At 63.9% G+C, this 21401-nt stretch carries 27 protein-coding genes; 17 read left to right on the top strand and 10 right to left on the bottom strand.

The genetic code is table 11. The annotated features are described in order from the left end of the window. Positions 1-27 precede the first annotated feature (27 nt). Positions 28-294: a Txe/YoeB family addiction module toxin gene (locus tag AC1DVS_RS02095; RefSeq protein WP_478019825.1), complete on the bottom strand. Its 267-nt coding sequence runs from the start codon at positions 292-294 to the stop codon at positions 28-30. Beyond that, positions 291-533 (bottom strand): type II toxin-antitoxin system Phd/YefM family antitoxin, encoded by a 243-nt coding sequence (locus AC1DVS_RS02100; RefSeq protein WP_478019827.1) that lies wholly within the window; start codon positions 531-533, stop codon positions 291-293. The genes AC1DVS_RS02095 and AC1DVS_RS02100 overlap by 4 nt, the downstream gene beginning before the upstream one ends. 467 nt (positions 534-1000) lie before the next feature. On the opposite strand from AC1DVS_RS02100, the gene AC1DVS_RS02105 reads away from it, so the two are divergent. The 3 genes from AC1DVS_RS02105 (at position 1001) to AC1DVS_RS02115 (ending at position 2504) form a co-directional block, all read left to right on the top strand. Beyond that, positions 1001-1414 (top strand): hypothetical protein, encoded by a 414-nt coding sequence (locus AC1DVS_RS02105; RefSeq protein WP_478019829.1) that lies wholly within the window; start codon positions 1001-1003, stop codon positions 1412-1414. Positions 1415-1617: 203 nt separating this feature from the next. Next, entirely contained in the window at positions 1618-2043 is a 426-nt protein-coding gene (locus AC1DVS_RS02110; RefSeq protein WP_478019831.1) for a MerR family transcriptional regulator, read from the top strand. 65 nt (positions 2044-2108) lie between these two features. After that, complete coding sequence (locus AC1DVS_RS02115) at positions 2109-2504, top strand: DUF6632 domain-containing protein (RefSeq protein WP_478019833.1); 396 nt, start codon at positions 2109-2111, stop codon at positions 2502-2504. A gap of 71 nt (positions 2505-2575) precedes the next feature. On the opposite strand, the gene AC1DVS_RS02120 is transcribed toward AC1DVS_RS02115, so the two are convergent. Further along, entirely contained in the window at positions 2576-3145 is a 570-nt protein-coding gene (locus AC1DVS_RS02120) for an outer membrane beta-barrel protein (protein ID WP_478019835.1), read from the bottom strand. 240 nt (positions 3146-3385) lie between these two features. Between AC1DVS_RS02120 and AC1DVS_RS02125 the strand changes: the two genes are divergently transcribed. The 8 genes from AC1DVS_RS02125 (at position 3386) to AC1DVS_RS02160 (ending at position 9657) form a co-directional block, all read left to right on the top strand. After that, positions 3386-3880 carry a hypothetical protein gene (locus AC1DVS_RS02125; protein ID WP_478019837.1) on the top strand — a complete coding sequence of 165 codons (495 nt, stop codon included), beginning with the start codon at positions 3386-3388 and terminating at the stop codon, positions 3878-3880. 29 nt (positions 3881-3909) lie between these two features. Next, the gene (locus AC1DVS_RS02130; protein WP_478019839.1) at positions 3910-4317 is read left to right on the top strand and encodes a VOC family protein; all 408 of its coding nucleotides are present in this window, start codon (positions 3910-3912) and stop codon (positions 4315-4317) included. 64 nt (positions 4318-4381) lie between these two features. Continuing rightward, on the top strand, positions 4382-6145 hold the full coding sequence (gene recQ / locus AC1DVS_RS02135) for a DNA helicase RecQ (protein WP_478021213.1): 1764 nt from the start codon (positions 4382-4384) through the stop codon (positions 6143-6145). Further along, the gene (locus AC1DVS_RS02140) at positions 6142-6570 is read left to right on the top strand and encodes a protein tyrosine phosphatase family protein (RefSeq protein ID WP_478019841.1); all 429 of its coding nucleotides are present in this window, start codon (positions 6142-6144) and stop codon (positions 6568-6570) included. The genes recQ and AC1DVS_RS02140 overlap by 4 nt, the downstream gene beginning before the upstream one ends. Then, positions 6567-6956: a hypothetical protein gene (locus tag AC1DVS_RS02145; RefSeq protein ID WP_478019843.1), complete on the top strand. Its 390-nt coding sequence runs from the start codon at positions 6567-6569 to the stop codon at positions 6954-6956. The genes AC1DVS_RS02140 and AC1DVS_RS02145 overlap by 4 nt, the downstream gene beginning before the upstream one ends. 9 nt (positions 6957-6965) lie before the next feature. Then, positions 6966-7931, top strand: a complete 966-nt coding sequence (locus AC1DVS_RS02150; protein ID WP_478019845.1) for a sterol desaturase family protein — start codon at positions 6966-6968, stop codon at positions 7929-7931. After that, positions 7865-9454, top strand: coding sequence for a GMC family oxidoreductase (locus AC1DVS_RS02155; RefSeq protein WP_478019847.1), 1590 nt, complete (start codon positions 7865-7867; stop codon positions 9452-9454). Before AC1DVS_RS02150 ends, AC1DVS_RS02155 begins: the two co-directional genes overlap by 67 nt. 53 nt (positions 9455-9507) lie before the next feature. Next, positions 9508-9657, top strand: coding sequence for a hypothetical protein (locus tag AC1DVS_RS02160; RefSeq protein ID WP_478019849.1), 150 nt, complete (start codon positions 9508-9510; stop codon positions 9655-9657). 161 nt (positions 9658-9818) lie between these two features. Here the strand turns inward: AC1DVS_RS02160 and AC1DVS_RS02165 are convergent, their stop codons facing one another. The 5 genes from AC1DVS_RS02165 to AC1DVS_RS02185 form a co-directional block, all read right to left on the bottom strand. Then, a complete protein-coding gene (locus AC1DVS_RS02165) occupies positions 9819-11279 on the bottom strand; it encodes an ammonium transporter (RefSeq protein WP_478019851.1) in 1461 nt (486 codons plus the stop codon). A 14-nt stretch (positions 11280-11293) separates the two neighbouring features. Beyond that, complete coding sequence (locus tag AC1DVS_RS02170; protein WP_478019853.1) at positions 11294-11632, bottom strand: P-II family nitrogen regulator; 339 nt, start codon at positions 11630-11632, stop codon at positions 11294-11296. 137 nt (positions 11633-11769) lie between these two features. Then, positions 11770-11979: a putative signal transducing protein gene (locus AC1DVS_RS02175; RefSeq protein WP_478019855.1), complete on the bottom strand. Its 210-nt coding sequence runs from the start codon at positions 11977-11979 to the stop codon at positions 11770-11772. A gap of 13 nt (positions 11980-11992) precedes the next feature. Next, on the bottom strand, positions 11993-12544 hold the full coding sequence (locus AC1DVS_RS02180) for a pyridoxamine 5'-phosphate oxidase family protein (RefSeq protein ID WP_478019857.1): 552 nt from the start codon (positions 12542-12544) through the stop codon (positions 11993-11995). A gap of 79 nt (positions 12545-12623) precedes the next feature. Next, positions 12624-13568 carry a DUF5996 family protein gene (locus AC1DVS_RS02185; protein ID WP_478019859.1) on the bottom strand — a complete coding sequence of 315 codons (945 nt, stop codon included), beginning with the start codon at positions 13566-13568 and terminating at the stop codon, positions 12624-12626. A gap of 96 nt (positions 13569-13664) precedes the next feature. Here AC1DVS_RS02185 and AC1DVS_RS02190 point away from each other — a divergent pair, with 96 nt between their 5' ends. After that, positions 13665-13958: a hypothetical protein gene (locus AC1DVS_RS02190; protein ID WP_478019860.1), complete on the top strand. Its 294-nt coding sequence runs from the start codon at positions 13665-13667 to the stop codon at positions 13956-13958. On the opposite strand, the gene tldD is transcribed toward AC1DVS_RS02190, so the two are convergent. Together tldD and AC1DVS_RS02200 are read right to left on the bottom strand one after the other, a co-directional pair. Continuing rightward, positions 13955-15385: a metalloprotease TldD gene (tldD, locus tag AC1DVS_RS02195; RefSeq protein WP_478019862.1), complete on the bottom strand. Its 1431-nt coding sequence runs from the start codon at positions 15383-15385 to the stop codon at positions 13955-13957. The two genes, AC1DVS_RS02190 and tldD, sit on opposite strands and share 4 nt — an antisense overlap. An 18-nt stretch (positions 15386-15403) precedes the next feature. Next, positions 15404-15637, bottom strand: a complete 234-nt coding sequence (locus tag AC1DVS_RS02200) for a zinc-finger domain-containing protein (protein ID WP_478019864.1) — start codon at positions 15635-15637, stop codon at positions 15404-15406. A 267-nt stretch (positions 15638-15904) separates the two neighbouring features. On the opposite strand from AC1DVS_RS02200, the gene AC1DVS_RS02205 reads away from it, so the two are divergent. The 5 genes from AC1DVS_RS02205 (at position 15905) to AC1DVS_RS02225 (ending at position 21401) form a co-directional block, all read left to right on the top strand. Then, positions 15905-16828: an ABC transporter ATP-binding protein gene (locus AC1DVS_RS02205; protein WP_478019866.1), complete on the top strand. Its 924-nt coding sequence runs from the start codon at positions 15905-15907 to the stop codon at positions 16826-16828. Then, positions 16821-17054, top strand: coding sequence for a hypothetical protein (locus tag AC1DVS_RS02210; RefSeq protein WP_478019868.1), 234 nt, complete (start codon positions 16821-16823; stop codon positions 17052-17054). The genes AC1DVS_RS02205 and AC1DVS_RS02210 overlap by 8 nt, the downstream gene beginning before the upstream one ends. After that, positions 17051-18637, top strand: a complete 1587-nt coding sequence (gene nadB, locus AC1DVS_RS02215) for an L-aspartate oxidase (protein WP_478019870.1) — start codon at positions 17051-17053, stop codon at positions 18635-18637. The genes AC1DVS_RS02210 and nadB overlap by 4 nt, the downstream gene beginning before the upstream one ends. Then, positions 18634-20067: a glycosyltransferase family protein gene (locus AC1DVS_RS02220; RefSeq protein ID WP_478019872.1), complete on the top strand. Its 1434-nt coding sequence runs from the start codon at positions 18634-18636 to the stop codon at positions 20065-20067. The genes nadB and AC1DVS_RS02220 overlap by 4 nt, the downstream gene beginning before the upstream one ends. A 230-nt stretch (positions 20068-20297) precedes the next feature. Beyond that, positions 20298-21401, top strand: a complete 1104-nt coding sequence (locus AC1DVS_RS02225) for a serine hydrolase (RefSeq protein ID WP_478021215.1) — start codon at positions 20298-20300, stop codon at positions 21399-21401.

Genomic DNA, 21401 nt, shown 5'->3' on the forward strand with positions numbered 1-21401 from the left:
CGTGCACGTAATTCGCTGCGCCACCAATCAACTATGATACCGGCACTGCGCAATCTCCAGCGCCCGCGCCTCGCCATCCCCAGTTACCCGGTACACCAGCCGATGCTCGCGCCCGATCCGCCGCGACCACCAGCCGCTCAGCCGCCCGCGCAGTGCCTCGGGCTTCCCCATTCCCTCGAACGGATCGCGCAACGTCTCCTGGATCAGCGCATCGATCCGCGCCTTCATCTCCGGATCCTGCGTCTCCCAGGCGCGATATTCGGCCGCGGCTGGCGCTGAAAAGACGAGCTTCACGACGCAGCCGATCCGCGCGCATCGAGCTCGGCGATGCTCTCCGCCAGCCGCCCGGCATTGTCGGGCGATTGCAGCAGGTGAAGCGTCTCCTCGATCGCCGCCCATTCGCTGGCCGCGACCATCACCACGCCCTCGCCCCTTTGCCGGGTGATCATCACCGGAGCACGATCCTCCGTCACCCGGTCCATCAGCGCCTTCAGATTGGCGCGGGCATCCGTAAAGCTGATTGTTCGCATCATTGGTCCTCCTGACACGACCTGTACAATGTTCTGTACAGATTGGAAATGTCAGTGACCCCTCATGACATTTCCAACAGGCGGATGATGATCATCGGTCGTTGTACCGGGTGCCTAGCCTCGCAGCCTCATTGCAAAAAGGCCCCGATAGGCATGACATAATTATCCAACGCCGGCGCTCGTTTCCCGAGCTTTCCCCTCGTGAAAGCCCGTCTTCACGCCGAAACCAGCGCCGAATTATGTCACACTCTCCAACATTCCCGCTACGGGTGAGCACCCTCGATTCAACCGGTGCCGCAAGTCGGCCATAGCGAGGTTGCGGATCGTCAAAAGCGCTACGCTTTGCTCTTTCACATGACTGGAATGATGGACTTCGCGGCGTAGCTCGGCGCGATCGGCGGTGCCGGGTCCGCCTTGCCTGATCCCACCCATCCCTTATGCTGCCATCAACCGCCGGGGAGCATCTCGACATGATCAAACGCTTGATCACCGTCATCGTCGCCGCCTGCATCCTGTCGATTGGCGGTTCGGGAGCAACGCAAATGCCCAGGGACGATACGGCCCGCGACTATTCAAACATCACATCTCGTGAAATAGCCGAGCAGCTCGTCGCACAGGGAAAACTTTACAAAATCCTGCTGTTCCCGGCCGAGTTCGGCGGCGAGGAGAGGCCGGAGAATATCACCTACGTCCCGCCGGGAATCCCGGAGATCAAGGACCAGCTCACCGGTACGCTCATCCGCTCCACCAGGGACGGGTTGATCGATAACCTTCGCGTCACGCCAGAATATAAGGGCAACAGTTTCGTGCCCGCCCGCATCAGGATGTTCGCGACCCACAAGACGAAAAAGGGATCGTTCAATCCGGTGATCGAGATCTGGTAGCGGCGCGGAATCCCAAAGGCGAAAAGGGGCCGCATCCTCGCGAATACGGCCCCGTCCCGTTCAGCACTGGCAGCTCTTGCAGGTGCAGGGATTGCAGCGGCAGCCCTGCTGAGTCTCGGGCTTCGGTGCTGGCTTGGTCACATGGGTCATGGTCTTCATCCTTCTTGCCCGGGAGCGGGCACACACCATATGGCATCCGTACCATGGTACGGAGTCAAGCGGTGAGAGACGTGACGATCGCAGGCCTCGCCCGCACTGCCGGAGTCGGGGTGGAAACGGTCCGCTATTATCAGCGGCGCGGCCTGCTCTCCGAGCCGCCGCGCACCGGCGGCACCGGGCTCGGCGGCGGCATCCGGCGCTATGACGAGCACCATGTCCGCACCCTGCGCTTCATCCGCTCCGCCCAGGCCGCCGGCTTCACCCTCGAGGAGATCGCCGAACTGCTCGCCCTCGACGCGTCGGAGGATCGCGCCCGAGCCCGCGCGCTTGCCACCAGCCGGCTTGAGGCGCTCGATGCGAAGATCGTCGAGCTCGAACAGGCCCGCACTGCGCTCCGCCGCCTCGCAGCGAGCTGCGATGCCGGCACGAAAGGCCCCTGCCCGATCCTCCAGGCGTTCGATCCGGCCTGATTTGCCAGCCGACAAAGGCCGGACTAGCCTCGCCCGATCAGCTCATCGTCGGGGAAGGACTGCCCGTGTCTCAACGCTATACGCTGCTCCAGATTGCGCTCGTCCTGTTCGGCGCGACATCCTGCCTGGTCTATCCGCTCGCGATCGTCTGGCCTTCGGGCTGGGCGTGGCATGCGGGGGCGCCTGCCGCCTCGCAATATTTCATGATGATCGTTGGCATCTATGCGACGCTCGGCGTCTTCCTGATCCTTGCCGCGCGAGATCCGGCGGCAAACCGCTCGCTGATCTGGTTCGCTGTCTGGTCAAGCCTCGTCCATGCGGGAATCATGGCGGTGCAGTCTTTCGCCAGCCCGATGCATGAAGGCCATATGCTCGGCGACGTGCCCGCGCTTCTGCTCATCGCGATCGTGCTCGGCGGGCTGATGATCGTCCAGCCCCCGGCGCCCCGCGGATCGGCCTGAGACGCAAAAAAAGGGGCGCCCGAACCGGACGCCCCTCTCTTGATGATCGCCTCTCTTGACGATCAACGCGATCAGAAGCGGAAGCCGACCCCGGCCACCGCATGGCGGCGCTGCAGATTGACGCCGAAGAAATCGCCATAATCGCCATAGTTCAGCTCGATCATGCCATAAACATTCTTGCTGAAATTGACGTCGACACCAAGCGCGCCCTGAACGCCATCCTTGCTGGTCGAGCCAGTGGCGAACGCGGTGTTCGCGGTGAAGCTGATCCGGGCATAGCCGGCCTTGGCATAAACCAGCACCGTCGGCGATACGACGACGCCAACGCGAGCGCCGACACCCAGATTGCCGTCTTCCTTGATGCAATCCGGGCCGTCGCACAGCTTGACGCTGGAAAATTCATAGGTGGCATAAGGGCCGGCCACGACTTTCTTGCCAAGCTTGAGATCGAAACCGAGCTCGCCGCCATAAGAGGCAGCGCTGCCGATCTTGTAGATCTGGCCATTGCCGCTGACCGTCGGCGTCTCATAGCCGAGACGCGCTTCGGCGCGCACGCCGTCGAAATCGTCATTGGCGTTCTGAGCCGCGGCCACACCCGGGACGCACGCAAACATCGCGGCGAGCGCGAGATAGATTTTCATAATTCCCCCCGAAAGATGATAAACAAGAGATGAACTCGCTCAACAATATCTACTTGATATCATTGGCAAAGCGCCCCTAGTCGTCGGGCACGCGCGCGTCCAGTGCGTTTTTGATCCAGATCCGATGCAGTTTCTTCGAGCGCTTTGAAACGGCCGTCTCGCGGGCTTCGTATCGCCACCGAAATCATCTGGCCAATTCCGCGCTGCAGCGTAAACTGCTTTCAACTGGGGAGACAGATGATGATTCTCGGCCTGTCCATCGCTGCTTTCACGCAACTGCACACGCTCATCAGCCTGATCGGCATCGCCGCCGGACTCGTCTTCCTCATCGCTTTGCTGAGAGGGCGCTGGCTCAGCGGTTGGAACCTGTGGTTCCTCGTCTTCACCATCCTGACCAGCGTTACCGGCTTTCCCTTCCTGCTGGTGCGGCCGACGATCGGCCCGCCGCATATCGTCGGCGTTATCTCGCTGGTCGATCTCGCGATCGCGCTCATCGCCCTGTACCAATTCAAGCGCGTCGGCATCTGGCGGCCGATCTACACCATCACCGCCGCCTTCGCGCTCTACCTGAACTGCTTTGTCCTGGTGGTGCAGGCATTCCAGAAAATCCCCTTCCTCCACCCCCTAGCCCCAACCGGATCGGAGCCGCCTTTCGCCATCGCCCAGGGGCTGGTCCTGATCGCCTTTCTCATCGCCGGCATCGTCGCGGTGCGGCGGCCGGTCGGCCCGATTTGAGCGCCCGAGTTCGAGTGACCGCCTGAACCATGCAACAGTCGCTTGCCCATATCGCCCTCGTCGTCCGCGACTATGACGAGGCGCTCGCCTTTTATATCGGCAAGCTCGGCTTCACGCTGGTCGAGGACAGTTACCAGCCCGAGCAGGACAAAAGATGGGTGGTGGTCGCCCCGCCCGGCGCCCCCGCCGGCAGCGCCATGCTCCTCCTCGCCCGCGCCGCCACGCCCGAACAGGCGGCGTTCATCGGCAATCAGGCGGGCGGCCGCGTCTTCCTGTTCCTGCGAACGGACGATTTCGAGCGCGATCACAAGGCGATGGTCGCGGCCGGCATCTGCTTCGTCCGCGAGCCGGCGCACCAGCCTTATGGCATTGTCGCTGTGTTCGAGGATCTTTACGGCAATCTCTGGGACCTGATCCAGTTCACTGACGGCCGCTGAAACCGCCTTTGATTCAAAGACTCTCGCCGTCTGTGGCATCACAGGGTAACAGGCCGCTATCGTGATGCTCGATCCTCTTCCCATTCTGCAATCCACCTTTGGCTTTCCCGAATTTCGCGGGGTGCAGCGCCAGGTGGTGGACCGCGTGCTGGCCCGCGAGAACACGCTCGCCGTCATGCCGACCGGCGCTGGCAAGTCGCTCTGCTATCAGCTCCCCGCCGTCGCGATGCAGGGCACCTGCGTCATCGTATCGCCGCTGATCGCGCTGATGCACGATCAGCTCCGCGCCGCCGAAGCGATCGGCATCCGCGCCGCGACGCTGACCTCGGTCGACACCAACCAGGCGGAAACGATCGCGCGCTTCCGCGCCGGCGAACTCGACCTCCTCTATGTCGCCCCCGAGCGCGCGTCCGGCGAAAGCTTCCGCAACCTGCTCGGCCAGGCGCCGCTTGCCCTGTTCGCGATCGACGAGGCGCATTGCGTCTCCGAATGGGGCCATGATTTCCGACCCGACTACCGGCTGTTGCGGCCGCTGTTCGATCATTTCCCCGAGGTGCCGCGCCTCGCGCTGACCGCCACCGCGGATGCGCATACCCGCGCCGACATCCTCGAGCAGCTCGGCATCCCGCGCGCCGGCATGATCGTCGCCGGATTCGATCGGCCCAATATCCGCTATCTGATCTCGCCGCGCGACAACACCACGCGCCAGATCGCCGATCTCATCGCCGAGCAGCCCGGCCCCGGCATCGTCTATGCCCAGACCCGCAAGGCGGTGGAGCAGCTCGCCGAAAAGCTCGCCGCGACCGGGCGTTCGACCCGCGCCTATCATGCCGGGCTCGAACCCCATATCCGCTCGAAGAACCAGGCCGATTTCGTCAAATCGGAAGACATGGTGATCGTCGCCACGGTCGCGTTCGGCATGGGGATCGACAAGCCGGACGTACGCTTCGTCGCCCATGCCGGGCTGCCGAAATCGATCGAGAGCTATTATCAGGAAACCGGCCGCGCCGGCCGCGACGGCGATCCCGCGATCGCCCATCTCTTCTGGGGTGCCGAGGATTTCGCCAAGGCCCGCCAGCGCATCGGCGAGGTAGAGCCGCATCGCCAGGCCGGCGAGCGCACCCGCCTCAACGCGCTCGGCGCTTTGGTCGAGACGGCTGCCTGCCGCCGCGCCGTACTGCTCCGCCATTTCGGCGACGATCCGCCCGAGACCTGCGGCAATTGCGACAATTGCCTCAATCCGCCCAGCGCCGTCGATGCGACGGAGGTGGCGAGGAAATTCCTCTCCGCCGTGTTTCGCACGGGCCAGAGCTTTGGTGTCGGCTATATCGAAAGCATCCTGACCGGCGCGTCGAGCGAACGCAGCCTGATGAACGGGCATGAAGCGCTCTCGGTGTTCGGCATTGCCTCAAGCCCCGAGGAAGCCGCGCTGATCAAGCCGGTGGCGCGTGCGCTGCTGCTCCGCGATGCGCTGCGCGCGAATGATTTCGGCGGGCTCGAATTCGGCCCCAACGCAAAGGCGATCCTGAAGGGCGAGGCCGAGGTCGCGCTGATCCTCCCGCCCAAGCGCGAACGCCGCCGTCGCGCCGGCACTGCACCCAATCCGATCGGCGATCCGCTGTTCGAGGCCCTGCGCGCCAAGCGCCGTGAGCTGGCCCAGGAAGGCCAGGTGCCGCCCTATGTCATCTTCCACGATTCAGTGCTGCGCGAGATGGCGACGGTGCGTCCCGCCAGCCTCAGCGCGATGGCGCGCATCTCGGGCGTTGGCGAGCGCAAGCTGCAGGCCTATGGCGATGCTTTCCTCAATGTGATCCGCGAGGCAGCATGATCCGCCCCATCGACGACAAAATCTCAGTCGCCCCGCAGATCTCGGTCGAGGAGGTGGCGGATATCGCCGCGGCCGGCTTCGTCGCGATCATCAACAACCGCCCCGACGGCGAGGATCTCGGCCAGCCGACCGGCGCCGAGATCCGTGCTGCGGCTGAAGCCGCCGGCCTCAGCTATACCGAGATCCCTGTCACCCATGCCGGTTTCTCGGGCAATCAGGTCGAGGCAATGGCCGCCGCGCTCGAAGCCGCGAACGGCCCGGTGCTGGCCTATTGCCGCTCGGGCACGCGCTCCTGCAATCTCTGGGCGCTGGCCGAGGCAAAGCTTGGCGAGAACCCCGACCGTTTGATGGCAAAGGCGGCGGCGACCGGTTATGATCTGACCGGAATCCGGCCCCTGCTCGACGCGCTCGCGAGCGGCAAATGAACTGGACCCAGCTCGCCGGATCGATCGTCGCGATCATGGTGCTGGCGGGCGTGGCGCGGCTGTTGCGGCTCGGCGAGAGCCGGATCAACACGGCCGAGGATGCGCGGCGGATCGCCGAGGAGATGCTCGCGGGGTTCGATGCCCATGCCGCCCTGGTCAGCCAGGACGGCGGCGCGGCTCTGGTCGCCGGCAATGGCGCGATCGCGGTGCTGAAGCGCCACGGCGCCCAGGTCGCCGCCCGCCGCCTGTTGCCGCCGCTCCGGGTTTATCCCGCAGTGGAAGGCGTCACGGTGGAGACGGGCGAACGGCTGTTCGGCAACGTTACCCTGCTCGGTGTGGTCGACAGCGATGTCCGGGGGCTGGAAGCGTCACTGACAAGAGTGTAAGCAGTGGACATGGAACTGCCCAATCCAGTCGATTATGCCGTTCCCGGGTTCATCCTGCTCGTGCTGATCGAAATGATCGTCGCCTGGGTGAAGGACCGCAAACGCTATGAGCCGAAGGATACGCTGACCTCACTCGCACTCGGCACCGGCAGCTCAGTCGCCGGCGCCCTGACCACGGGCCTCCTCTTCGGTCTGGCGACATGGCTATGGCAGTTCCGCCTCTTCACCATCAGCTATGCCTGGTACTGGTTCGCGCTCTGCTTCGTGATCGATGACTTCGCTTATTACCTGTTCCACCGCTCGGCGCACCGCGTCCGCTGGTTCTGGGCCAGCCATGTCATCCATCATTCGAGCCAGCATTATAACCTCTCGACCGCGCTCAGGCAGACCTGGACCGGCTTCATCTCGATCGCCTTCCTGTTCCGCCTGCCCCTGTTCCTGGTCGGCTTCCCGCCCGCGATGGTGTTCTTCGTCGGGGGGCTCAACCTGATCTACCAGTTCTGGATCCATACCGAGGTGATCGGCCGCATGCCGCGCTGGTTCGAGGCAGTGATGAACACGCCCTCGCACCACCGCGTCCACCACGCGACCAACCCGCGCTATCTCGATCGCAACTATGCCGGCGTGTTCATCATCTGGGACAAATGGTTCGGCAGCTTCGAGCCCGAGCGCGACGATGATGCGCCACGTTACGGCATCGTCAAGAATCTCGGCTCGTTCAACCTGCTCTGGGCTGCGTTCCACGAATGGATCGGCATCGCGAAGGATGTCTGGGCGGCGCCGACATTGCGTGCCAAACTGGGCTATCTGATCATGCCGCCGGGCTGGAGCCACGACGGCAGCCGCGATACGTCCGAGACAATCAAGGAACGCTGGCTCGCAAAAGAGCAGGCACGAGAGGGGGCCGAGTGGAAGAAGCCGACATCGTCGTCGTCGGAGGCGGATCGGGCGGAGCGGCGGCAGCAGGCCGGCTGAGCGAGGACGGCCGCTGGTCGGTCGCCCTGCTCGAAGCCGGCGGCCGCAACACCGGCCTGCGCACCCGCGTGCCCGGTTTCATCGCCTTTCAGACCGACAAGACCAACTGGGCATTCGAGACCGTCCCGCAAACTGGCCTGAACGGTCGGCGCGGCTATCAGCCGCGTGGGCGCGGCCTTGGCGGATCGAGCGCGATCAACGCGATGCTCTATCTGCGCGGCAATAAATGGGATTACGACAATTGGGCGGCGAATGGCTGCCCCGGCTGGTCGCATGACGAAGTGCTGCCCTGGTTCAAGCGCAGTGAAAACAATGCGCGCGGCGCCGATGCCTGGCATGGCGGCGAAGGCCCGCTTCACGTCAGCGACCAGTGCGATCCGCACCCCGGCTCGATCGAGTTCGTCGAAGCCGCGCGCCAGCTCCAGATCCCGGTCAATGAGGACTTCAACGGCGCCACCCAGGACGGTGTCGGCATCTATCAGGTGACTCAGAAGGGCGGCGAGCGCTGGAGTTCAGGCCGCGCTTATATCGAGCCTGCCGCCAGGCGCGAGATGCTCACGGTGCTGACCGGGGTCATCGCCGAGCGCGTGCTGTTCGACGAAGGCCGCGCCTGGGGTGTCGCCTATCTCCAGGATGGCCAGGAGAAGATCATCAAGGCGCGCCGTGCGGTCGTGCTGGCGGGCGGCGTGTTTGGCACACCGCAATTGCTGATGCTCTCCGGGATCGGGCCGGGCGGCCATCTGCGCGAGCACGGCATCGCGGTCCGGATCGATCGGCCCGCCGTCGGTGCGAACCTTCAGGACCATGTCGATTATGTCGCCGGGTTCGAGACCAAGGGCGGCTATTTCCTGGGCTCGACCTTTGCCGGTACGCTCAAAATGGCCGGCGCGATGGTCCAGTGGATGCGCCACCGGCGCGGCACCATGACCACGCCTTTTGCCGAAGCGGGCGGGTTCATCACGGTCGATCCGACCTCGCCCGCGCCCGACATCCAGCTCCATTTCGTGCCGCTGGTGCTCGAGGATCACGGCCGCACCAAGGTGAAGAGCCACGGCTTTTCCTGCCACGCCTGCGTCCTGCGCCCGGAGAGCCACGGCACCGTCCGGCTGCAATCGATCGACGCCCGCGCGGCGCCACTGATCGACCCCGCCTTCCTGACCGATCCACGCGACATGGCGTTGCTGAAGAAGGGCGTGCGGGCAATGTACCGCATCCTCGAGACCCCGCCCCTCGCCAACCACAAGGGCCGCGATCGCAATCCGATCGACCTCGATAATGACGATGCGCTCGAACGGCTGATCCGCGCGCGGGCGGACACCATCTACCACCCTGTCGGCACCGCGCGGATGGGATCAGACGACATGGCGGTGTGCGACCCGAAGCTGCGCGTGCGCGGGGTAGAGGGTCTGTACGTCGCCGATGCCGCGATCATGCCCAAGCTGATCTCGGGCAACACCAACGCGCCCTCGATCATGATCGGCGAGCGCTGCGCCGATTTCGTGAAGGCCGATCTCGCCGGCTGATCGCCCCGCGTTTTTCCAGCGCACGTTCAGCTTCGTCAGTGTAGCGACGCGTGATGGACAGAAAGACATTGAACCGGGTCGGGCTGGCAGCCGCAATCCTGCTGGTGCCGGGTGGCCTAATCCTCGGCGCGGGCCTCGCTGCCCGGCACTATCGCAAGCGGGCAAATGAGGGCGCGGAGCCAGCGAAGGCCGAGCGCGAATAGCCGTTGCCCCGGGCTAAGGCCGGGACCGCTCCGCTCCTGAGCGCAACCGAGCACAAGAGATCCTCGCCTTAAAAAAAGGGCCGGTGCGTTGCCGCACCGGCCTTAGGTCGTCCGCAGGAGGAACGAGGTGAGGGGCCGGCCGTGAAGCCGGCCCCAATTCTTCAATAATGGTAGGCACGCTCGCCATGTTCGGAGATGTCGAGGCCTTCGACCTCTTGCTCCGCCGGGATGCGCATGCCCCAGGTCTTGTCGATGAGGAGGAACAGGACCAACGCACCAACGCCGGACCAGATCAGTGTCATGCCGACGGCCCAGCACTGGGTCATCACCTGGGTCAGCATGTCGTAGCTGCCCGCAACCATGGTGCCCGGCTTGCTCGCATAATCGGCGATGCCCTGGCCACCTAGATTCGGACTGACGAGGATGCCGGTCGCGATCGCGCCGGTGATGCCGCCAATGCAATGGACGCCGAATACGTCGAGCGAGTCGTCGTATTTGAACATCGACTTCACCTTGCTCACGAAGAAGAAGCAGATCGGCGAAACGATGAGCCCGAGCACGACCGAGCCCATCGGACCCGCAAAGCCGGAGGCCGGCGTGACGGCGACGAGGCCGGCGACGACACCCGAAGCGGCACCGAGGAGCGACGGCTTGCCGCGGACCAGCTGTTCAACCAGCAGCCATGACATACCCGCAGCGGCGGTTGCGACGAAGGTGTTGATGAAGGCGACGGTGGTGACGCCATTGGCTTCGAGGTTGGAACCGGCGTTGAAGCCGAACCAGCCGACCCACAGCAGGCTGGCGCCGATCATGGTCATGGTCAGCGAGTGCGGCGGCATCGGCTCCTTGGGGAACCCGATACGCTTGCCGAGCAGCAGGCACATCACCAGGCCGGTGATGCCGGCATTGATGTGAACCACGGTGCCGCCGGCGAAATCGAGCGCACCCCATTGGAAGAGCTTGCCCGCATCGGCGTTGACCGCGTCGAGCGCTGCCTTGCCGGTGATTGCGGCTTGGCCGATCGCGTCGGGGCCATCCCAATACCAGACCATGTGGGCGATCGGGAAATAGACCAAAGTCACCCAAAGCGCGGTGAACAGCATCAGCGGCGAGAATTTCACCCGCTCGGCGACGCTGCCGATGAACAGCGCCGGCGTGATGCAGGCGAAGGTCATCTGGAAGCAGATATAGGCGTATTCGGGAATATAGACGCCGTTGGAGAAGGTCGCGACCGTCTTCGACGCATCGACGCCCATCAGGAATGCCTTGCTGAAGCCGCCGAAATACGGCGCAGTCGCGCCGGTGCCGCTCGTAAAGGCTTCGCTGTAGCCGTAAGTCACCCAGATCACCGCGACCATGCAGACGATCATCAGAACCTGAGTCAGCACCGACAGCATGTTCTTGGTGCGGACGAGGCCGCCATAGAACAAGGCCAGACCCGGTACCGACATCATCAGCACCAGCAGCGAGGATGTCAGCATCCAGGCTGTGTCGCCCTTGTCGACGGTGGCGGCGGGGATTGGCGAGGCGGCGGCCGCGGCCTCCTGCGCCCAGGCTGGTAGAGCTGCGAACAGCGCAGCCCCGAGACCGGCGATGCCGGCGTATTTCAATGCGTGCTTCATCACTGCCCCCTTACTCACAGCGCGGTTTCATCGGTTTCGCCGGTGCGAATGCGCACCGCCTGCCCGACATCGAGAACGAAGATCTTGCCGTCGCCGATCGCGCCGGTGTTGGCCGAGGCCTGGATCGATTCGACCACCTTGGCGGCAAGATCAGTCGAGCAAACGACCTCGATCTTGATCTTGGGCACCATGTTGGTGCTGTATTCCGCGCCACGGTAGATTTCAGTCTGGCCCTTCTGTCGGCCAAAGCCCTTCACCTCGGTCACGGTCATACCCGCGATGCCGATCTCGGTGAGGGCCTCACGGACCTCGTCGAGCTTGAATGGCTTGATGATGGCAATGATGAGTTTCACCGGCGCCCCTTTCGCTATTTGTCCCGAGGGACCAGACAGCAATGGTCGTGCCAGAGTCGAAAATACGCGTTTCCGCGCCGTTTCCCGAAAGAAAATGTTACTTAAAAGTGAATTTTTGTGCAGCCGCGAACGGCTGCCTAAGATTCGGGCAGCGCCGCAATGATGCGGCGGGCCGCCGCCTCATCCTCGTCATCGACCATGACGCGGACTGGAATCAGGAAATAGCTGCCATCGGCAATGCTCGCATTTCCGTCGAGCGCGACGGCGAGGATGCCCTCGGACTCGAGCAGGCCGATCAGGATATGGGCCTCGTTTCGGTTGAAGCGCCCGATCTCGACCAGGCTCACGCACAAGCCCCCATCAGGAGATGGTCCGGGTCGGGTTACGGACCGGCAGCCCATCGATGCTCTGCGTCCGCACCGCATATTTGGCGAAGCGTATCTCATCGCCATGTGTCTCGTGATATTTGCTGAGCGTCTGCCGTTCGCGCTCGAAGTTCATATGTGGCACGCCCCAGCCACAGCTGGTCTGGACCTGATCGATCGCAACCTCGAAGATCTGCCGCGTGCCCGGCAGCAAAGTGAAATGCGGGGCAAGCGCCGTCCAGCCATCATCCTGCGGCAACACCGCAGCCCCGCGACCATAGATGCGGAAGATCAGCGCCGGATTGTCGAAAGCGCAGAACATGATGGTGATGCGGCCGTCGGCAGCGAGATGCGCGTTGGTCTCGTTGCCGGAGCCAGCGACATCCAGATAGGCAACCCGCTTGTCCCCGAGCACGCGGAAACAGTCCATGCCCTTGGGGCTGAGATTGACCCGCGCACCCGGCGCGGTGGTGGCGACGAAGAAAAGCGGCTGGCGCGCAATGAAGGCGCGGTGCTCGTCGGTCAGGGCATCGAAGAATTCGGCCATTTCCCACTCCGTCCTGCCGGCTTGAGCCGGCGACGATTGGCTTTCGGCGTCGTGACGCTGAAAGGCAAGCCTCGAAGCCTCAAACCACGCGCGGCACACGCGGTCGGCCGAGCGGACATTCGAGACTGGCCCGATCCCATCTGCCCAGATCAGCAGCGGCATCATAGGTCGACTGGCAGAAAGCCAGCAAAGCGGCGTCGGGATCGACTGCGGTGCGCACCGCCTCATAGGGCAGGATGAACTCGCCCAGCCCCGCATCGTAAGTGGCGGCGTCAGGCTCGACCTTTGTGTCGGCATAGCCGGCGGGCGCGGGATAGGCATAAGCGTAGAAGGCCGCATGTGGATAGGCGTCGCTGCCTGGCCAAAAGCCGACGCTCGCCTCCTCATGACTATAGGCCTCGCATGTCACTGCATCGGGCAACCCGGGCAAGCCGCCCGGATGGCGTGGCGCAATCCGACCGGAAAAGCGCGTCGCGGCGAGATCGAAGCTGCCCCAGAAGAAATGGATCGGGCTCGCCTTGCCGAGGAAACCGGTGCGGAAGGTCCCGAACACGCGCTGCACCTGGATCAGCGCGCGCCAGAAACAGCGCGCGGCCTCGCCGTCATAGGGCCGGTCGAGATGATCCTCGGCAAAGGGCAGCGCGCCAGGCATCTCGCTTGGCTTGCCATCGAACGACGCCGCAATGCCGAGGTCGGCCAGCGCAGTCACCACTGCGGTGTGGAACTCGGCGATGCTGCCAGCGCGAAGCGCAATCGTTCGGACATCACCATCGCTCGTGGCGAGAACCACCAGTTCGCCAAGCAGGTCGAAGTTGATCTCGAGGATCCGATCGCCGCACGGGATCGGCGATGTCGAAAATCCGTTCCAGCTGACATAGAGCGGAACATGCCAGCTATGGTTGAGCCAGGGCGTCAGCGCGAGGCGGACCTTGCCAATGATCTGCGCGCGAAGCTGCAACCCGATCGCGGTTTTGCGCCACTCAGGCCAGTCGAGGGTAGGCCAGGATGCGGATATTTCCATCATGATAGCCTAGCAGTCGCCTCCCACCTGAACTAGCATACCGGCCAAAGGGGCAGAATATTGATTTTCTGGTGGCAAGGCAGGGGGTTTCTGACGCTGTTGATCGTGGTAGCGTCGGCAATCATCGTCGGCATGATCGCCGACGCAGCGCATTGGCGGTCCTGGACGCCGCTGTTCTGGACCGGACTCCTGCTCGTTGCCGCGCCGGTCAACTGGCTGGTCGGCGTGCGACTGAACGCCAAGCGGCGCGGCTACGCCCCGCCCGCCAGACTTCTGCGGCGCTTTTATTATCGAGCGCCGCACAAGTTCATGTCGTTGCCGATGGAAAGCTGGTCGATCCTGATGGTGATCGCTGCGGCCGCCTTCGCTCTCCAGTCAATCCTGGTCGGCTAGACCGCAGTACCGCCCACGGTCAGCCCGCTGACCAGCAAAGTCGGCTGCCCGACCCCGGCCGGCACGCTCTGTCCGCCCTTGCCGCACATGCCGACGCCCTCATCGAGCGCGAAATCATTGCCGATGCCGGTCACCTTGGTCAGCACGCTCGGGCCGTCGCCGATCAGCGTCGCGCCCTTGATCGGCGCGCCGAGCTTGCCGTTCTCGATCAGATAGGCCTCGGTGCAGGAGAAGACGAACTTGCCCGAGACGATATCGACCTGCCCACCGCCAAAGCTCTTGGCGAAAATACCATTTTTGACGCGGCTCAGCAGCTCGGCAGGGTCGTCCCGTCCAGCGCGCATGAAGGTGTTGGTCATGCGCGGCATCGGGGCATGGGCAAAGCTCTCGCGCCTGCCATTGCCGGTGGGCGCGACACCCATCAGCCGGGCGTTGAGCCGATCCTGGATATAGCCTTTGAGAATACCGTCCTCGATCAGGATATTCTCCTGGGTCGGCGTGCCCTCGTCATCGATCGAAAGCGAACCGCGCCGGTCAGCGATCGAGCCGTCATCCACCACGGTAACACCCGGCGCCGCGACGCGCTCACCGATCCGCCCCGAAAAGGCGGACGTGCCCTTGCGGTTGAAATCGCCTTCGAGCCCGTGCCCGATCGCTTCGTGCAGCAGGATGCCGGGCCACCCCGGACCGAGCAGCACTGTCATGTCGCCGGCAGGCGCCGCGACTGAATCGAGATTGACCAGAGCCTGGGCCAGCGCCTCATCGACCGCCCGGTTCCACGTCTCGGGCTGCATCAGGTCATCATAGAGATAACGGCCACCCATGCCGAAACTTCCCGTCTCGCGCCGGCCATTCTGCTCGACGACGATCGACACGTTGAGGCGGACGAGCGGGCGGATATCCGTCGCGACAAAGCCATCGGCGCGGACGATCTCGACCACGCTCCAGCTGCCCGCCAGCGAGACTGAAACCTGTGCGACGCGGGGGTCGCGGGCACGGGCAGCGGCATCGATCGTCTGGCAGAGATTCACCTTGTCGGCGAACGGCACCAGATCGAGCGGGTCGGCGTCGGTATAGAGATGACGGTTGGTAGCGCGCGGCGGCGGCGCCTTTGCACTCGCCGAAGGGTCGATCAAAGCCATCGTCTCGGCTGCGCGACCGATCGCCGCGGCGCTCAGCTCGTTGGCGTGGGCAAAAGCCGTCGTCTCGCCCGACACAGCGCGCAGACCGAATCCCGAATGCGTGTCATAGGAGGCGGTCTTCAACCGGCCATCGTCAAAGCCGAATGCTTCGGACTTGCGATACTGGAGATAAAGTTCGCCATCATCGGCCTTGGCGAGCGCTGACGCCGTGAGGCGTTGCGCCTCGCCCGGATCGAGCTGGCCATCGTGATAGAGAAAGGAGCGAGGGTCTGCGGGGCTGGTCATACCCGCAATATAGGCGGCTTAAACGCTCGCGCCAGCCGGATGATCAGGAAGAGTCGATTGATCGACACCGTCGGCCGGTCCGCCGATCAGCACGAAACGCCGATCGCAATAGCCGCAATCGACATAGCCATGCTCATCGATCTCGAGAAAAACGCGCGGATGGCCGAGCGCGGCACCGCCGGGAATGTCGCTGGCGCCATCACATACGACGCGGCTGTGGCTGACACGGAGGGTTTCTGGCGGGGCGATCATGGCGATGGCGGATAGCAGCAGGGTGGGCGGCGCACAATTCCCTCTGTCCCGGCATGCCTTCGGCAAAACTTGTCCATGCCTTCGCGCTGTCGCCGGATCACCATCGCGCCACGCTCCGCTGGTTGTTGGCGGAGCAAGCCGGGCAGATCGGCGATCGATTCAAGCCCAGCACAGGTTCAGGCAAACCGTCGCCATGATCGCCTCAGCTATAGCCCATTGTTGCCCAAGGGCTTGGCGCACGCCGGTGCCGCGCCTAAGGGCCGTCGCATGACCGAAGCAGCGATTGCAATCGAGGGTCTGTGCAAGACCTATAAGGGCGGCAAGCGCGCGCTCGACGATGTGTCCTTCGAAGTGCCCCGCGGCACGATATTCGGCCTGCTCGGCCCGAACGGCGCGGGCAAGTCGACGTTGATCAATATCCTTGCCGGCCTCGTCAACAAGACCAGCGGCAAAGCCACGATCTGGGGCTTCGACACGGATCAGCACCCGCGCAACGCCAAGGTGTCGATCGGCATCGTCAATCAGGAAATCCTGTTCGATCCCTTCTTCACGCCCTTCGAAACGCTCGAGATTCAGGCCGGTCTCTATGGTGTGCCCAAGGCGAAGCGGCGCTCGATGGAACTGCTCCGCGCCGTCCATCTCGAAGACAAGGCCAAAGCTTACGCGCGTACCCTGTCGGGCGGGATGAAGCGGCGGCTGATGGTCGCCAAGGCAATGGTCCATTCACCACCGGTGCTGGTGCTCGATGAACCGACGGCCGGCGTCGATATCGAGCTTCGCCAGCAGCTCTGGGCTTATGTCCGCGGCCTCAACGAGCAGGGCGTCACTATCGTGCTGACGACGCATTATCTCGAGGAAGCCGAACAGCTTTGCGACCGCATCGCCATCATCAACCATGGCAAGGTGATCGCCAACAAGCCGACCCGCGAGCTGGTCGGCATGGCAACCGAGAAGCTGGTCGAGGTGACGGTCGATCGTGACGTCGGGGCGCCACCCCAGGCAAGCTGTTTCCAGAAGATCGAACTGAAGGGCACGCGCACCCTCGCGATCACCTATGCCAAGGACAAGGTGAATGCCGGCGAGGTGCTCGCCGCAGTCCAGGCCGATGGCTACGGCATTGTCGACGTCTCGACCCGAGAGGCCGATCTCGAGGATGTGTTCCTGAACCTGACCAGAGCATCGAATGGCTGACAAGATCATGCTTTATCGTGCGTTGACCATAAGCGCGGGGCTGGCGCTGGCCGCTGCGCTCTGGTGGCTCGTCACCATCCTGAATCTCGATATGGTCGCCGCCCAGCTCGACGCGACGCCGGAATGGCCGGCCCTGATCCTCATTCACGGCGCTGCGATCGTGACGATCGTCTTGTTGGGAATTGCCGTCGTCCGGTTCGGACGGCGAGGCTTCGCCACACGATGAGCGGCTCTCACCAATCCGACGTCCTGATCATCGGTTCGGGCGCAGCCGGGCTCACCGCAGCGCTTAACCTGGCCGACCGCTTCAAGGTGACAGTCCTCGCCAAGGGCGGGCTCGCCGAAGGTTCGACCGCCTGGGCACAGGGGGGCATCGCCGCGGTCCTGGAACCAGGCGATACCTTCGAGAGCCATATCGAGGATACGATGATCGCCGGTGCGGGGCTCAACGACCGCGCCACCGTCGAATTCGTGATCGAAAGCGCGCCGGCGGCGATCGAACGGCTCGCAAAGCTTGGCGTCCCGTTCAACATGGACGGGAACGCCCCGCATCTGACCCGCGAAGGTGGGCACAGTCACCGCCGGATCGTCCATGTCGATGACGCCACGGGCTGGGCAGTTCAGGTCGCGCTGCAGACGGCCGCGGAAGCGCACCCCAATATCACCCTGGTCCCGGACATGGTCGCGATCGACCTCGCCACCAGCCGCCACGAGGAGCGCTATTCCGGCGCGGGCAATGTCTGGGGCGTCTATGCCGTCAACCGCGCGACCGGCCGGGTCGAGTTGTTTACCGCCCATGCAACCGTCCTCGCAACGGGCGGCGCAGGTCGGACCTATCTTTTCTCAACCGCCCCGCGCGGCGCGACGGGCGACGGTATCGCCATGGCGTGGCGGGCCGGATGCCGTGTCGCGAATATGGAATTCATGCAGTTCCACCCGACCTGCCTCTACAATCTCGACGTCAAGAATTTCCTTATCACGGAGGCGGTCCGCGGCGAAGGCGGGCACCTGCTGATCCCTGAGACGGGCTATCGCTTCATGCCCGATTTCGACGAGCGCGCTGAACTCGCGCCACGCGACGTGGTGGCGCGCGCGATCGACCATGAAATCAAGCGGCTCGGGCTCGATTACGTCCATCTCGACATCAGCCACCGCGGGCCCGATTTCGTGAAGGAGCATTTCCCCAACATCTACGAAAAGCTGCTCGGCCTCGGCATCGACATGACGAAGGAGCCGATCCCGGTGGTGCCGGCCCAGCACTATACCTGTGGCGGTGTGGTGATCGATCTCGACGGCCGGACCGATCTGCCTGGCCTTTATGCCGCCGGCGAATGCAGCGAATCAGGCTTGCATGGTGCGAATCGCCTCGCCTCCAATTCGCTGCTCGAATGCTTCGTGTTCGGGGAGGCCACCGCTCGCCACATCATCGCACATTGGGACCAACTGCCGGCACCACCGCCGATCCGGCCCTGGGACGAAAGCCGGGTCGGGGATTCGGACGAGGAGGTGGTCATCAAGCAGAACTGGACCGAGATCCGGCGCTTCATGTGGAATTATGTCGGCATCGTCCGGACCACCAAGCGACTCCAGCGCGCGCAACACCGGATCAAGCTGCTGACCGGCGAGATCGAGGATTATTACGGTCATTTCCGCGTCACGCCCGATCTGATCGAGCTTCGTAACCTGCTCCAGACCGCTGACCTGATCGTCCGCTCAGCGCTGCACCGCCACGAATCGCGGGGACTTCATTACACGCTCGATTATCCCGCCCTTCTCCCCGAAGCGATCGACACGATTCTCGTGCCGTGACGACGGCACTGCCGATCCGCGATCGGGCCTTATGGACAATCGTCGGCGCCGCGCTCTTGTTGCGTGTGGCGGTCGCCTGCTGGCCAGTGATCCACCATCCCGACGAGCTCTGGCAATATCTCGAGCCGGCACATCATCTGAGCGTTGGTCCCTGGGTCCAGACCTGGGAAGCTCGGGCCGGCGCACGCTCCTGGTTGCTGCCGATCCTGTTCGCTGGTCCGATGTGGGTCGGCCATATGCTTGCGCCGATGAGCATGCTGGACATCGTCCTGCCGCGGCTGCTGTGCGTGCTGATCTCGCTGGCGGCGATCGTCGGTGCCGCGGGGCTGGGCTTTCGACTGTCACGCCTGCACGGGCTGATCGCTGCGTTCGTTACCGCAATCTGGTACGAGCTGACTTATTTTGCACCACGGACTTTGTCGGAACCGATTGCGACCGCCTTTTTCCTCGCAGCTGCATGGATGTTGCTCGGCGAAAGGACACCGCGACGCACCATGATCGGCGGGCTGCTGCTCGGGCTGTGCGTCGTGGTGCGCTTTCAATATGGGCCAGCGGCTGTGGTACTCGCGGTCGCCGCGTCCGGCCTGAGGTGGCGCGACTGGGCGCATCTCACGGCGGGTGGGATTGTGGCATTGCTGGCCAGCGCGGCTGCGGACGCAGCTGCGGGGGCGATGCCCTTCGCGTGGATCGTCCGCAATGTAACGCTTAACCTGGTCGCCAACCGTAGCGCGGGCTTCGGCGTGAGCCCGGCTTCTGGCTATGTAACGATAATCGCGGCCCTGTGGGGCTGGGCGGCGATCCCCATACTGGCACTGGCAGCGCTTGGCGCGCGACGCTATCCGGCGCTGCTGGTCGCCGCACTCGTCAATCTCGCGGTGCATTCGGCCATTCCCCATAAGGAATATCGCTTCATCCTGCTGACCACCGCAATTTTGGTGGTGCTCGCCGCGCTCGGCAGCGCCGACATCCTGCGCCGGTTTCGCTCGCCACGCGCACCGGTCTTCCTGGCAGGCGGATGGCTGCTGTTGTCGATCGCCTGCGGGGCGTTCGGCTCGTCGGCGGCGCAATGGGGCCAGAACGGGAAGCTGATCAAAGCCTGGCGGATCGCCGGCTCCGAACCGGATGTTTGCGCGGTCGGGGTCTACCGGATCAGACAGGCGATCGTCGCGAGCTATACCCTGTATCGACGCGACACCCCTATATACCAATATGCCGATAGCGAAGCGGGCGCCGCGCAAGCGTCGCGAGCATTCAATGTGGCCATCACGCCGTGGGACCATGGCAGCGAATTGAGCGGCTATCGGCTGGTCGGTTGCGGCGACTCGAAACAACGAAATTTCTGCGTCTACAAACGCCCCGGCACCTGCAGCGTGCAAAAGGGGGACGCCGGCTTCGAGATCAACCAGGTGCTTATGCGCCACGATAATTGATTGACCCGCGCCACTTCCCAAGCCGGTATCGAACTCCGAATGAAATCAATGCACTGCGGCGGGAGCTTCGCAAAGCCGTTTACCGTGCGCCGTGTCCGCTTCGTCGCAAGCCTTGCCAGCTAGGGATTCCTCAAGGAGATTCTGCGTATAAGGTCCATGATCGGGGGCGGGGTCCAGTTTTGGTGGCGCAGATTTTACCGTATCATTTTCCAAAGCCAGCAGCGGCAATCATGCTCGCGGCGGCGCTTTGCGCTTGTGTCCGTGATACGCGTGCGCCTGTCGCCATTGCGCCGCCGCCACCGCCTCTCCCAATCGCACCGCCGCATTATCAGGTCGTGGTCCAGGTGCCGCCGCCCGCGCCCAAGCCAAAAGCCCCCGAGGCGCTGACCGCCGATATCGCCGCGCTAGGCCGGAACTTCGATGGCCGGGTCGGTATTGCGGTACGCAGCATCGACCAGGGATGGATGGTCGAAAGCAATGGCGATGTCCGCCTGCCCCAGCAAAGCGTGAGCAAGCTGTGGGTGGCGATGACCGTGCTCGATGCGCGCGATGCAGGGAGGCTGAGTCTCGACGATCCGATCGTCCTGACCCGGGATGATTTTACCATCTTTCACCAGCCGGTCGCGGCTCTGATCAAGGGCGACGGCTATCACACGACGGTCGGCGAACTGCTGCGCCGCGCGCTGACGATGAGCGACAATACCTGCAACGATCGGCTGCTCCGCTATGTCGGCGGACCCGCGGCGGTGCGCGCCTTCATCCTGCGCAAGGGCCTGGGCGACATTCGTTTTGGCCCGGGCGAGAAGCTGCTCCAGAGCCGGACCGCCGGACTCGAATGGAAGCCCGAATACGCCTTTGGCGACGCCTTTAGCCGTGCCCGCGCGCGCCTGCCCCAGACTGCCCGGATCGAGGCGTTCGAGCGCTATGTCGCCGATCCGCCCGACGGCGCCGCGCCGATCGCCATCGCCGGCGCGCTCGCGAAGCTCAAGCGCTATGAATTGCTGTCGAGAAGCTCGACCGATCTTTTGATCGGCACGATGGAAATGTCGAAAACCGGCAAGCAACGCATGCATGGCGCTGTGCCGGGCGACTGGAGCTTCGGGCACAAGACCGGCACCGGTCAGGATCTCGCTGGGCGCACCGCCGGCTATAATGATGTCGGCCTGTTGATGGCGCCTGACGGCCGTAGCTATGCGGTGGCGGTGATGATCGGCGATACGCCCAGGCCAATCCCCCAGCGCCAGGCGCTGATGCAGGCAGTGGTGATGGCGGTGATTGCCAGCCATGAGGGCCGGGCCCAGTCGTCGCTGCCGGGGCGCAGCGGGGGCCGCTGA

The sequence above is a fragment of the Sphingomonas sp. P3_C5 genome (genome assembly GCF_056402635.1).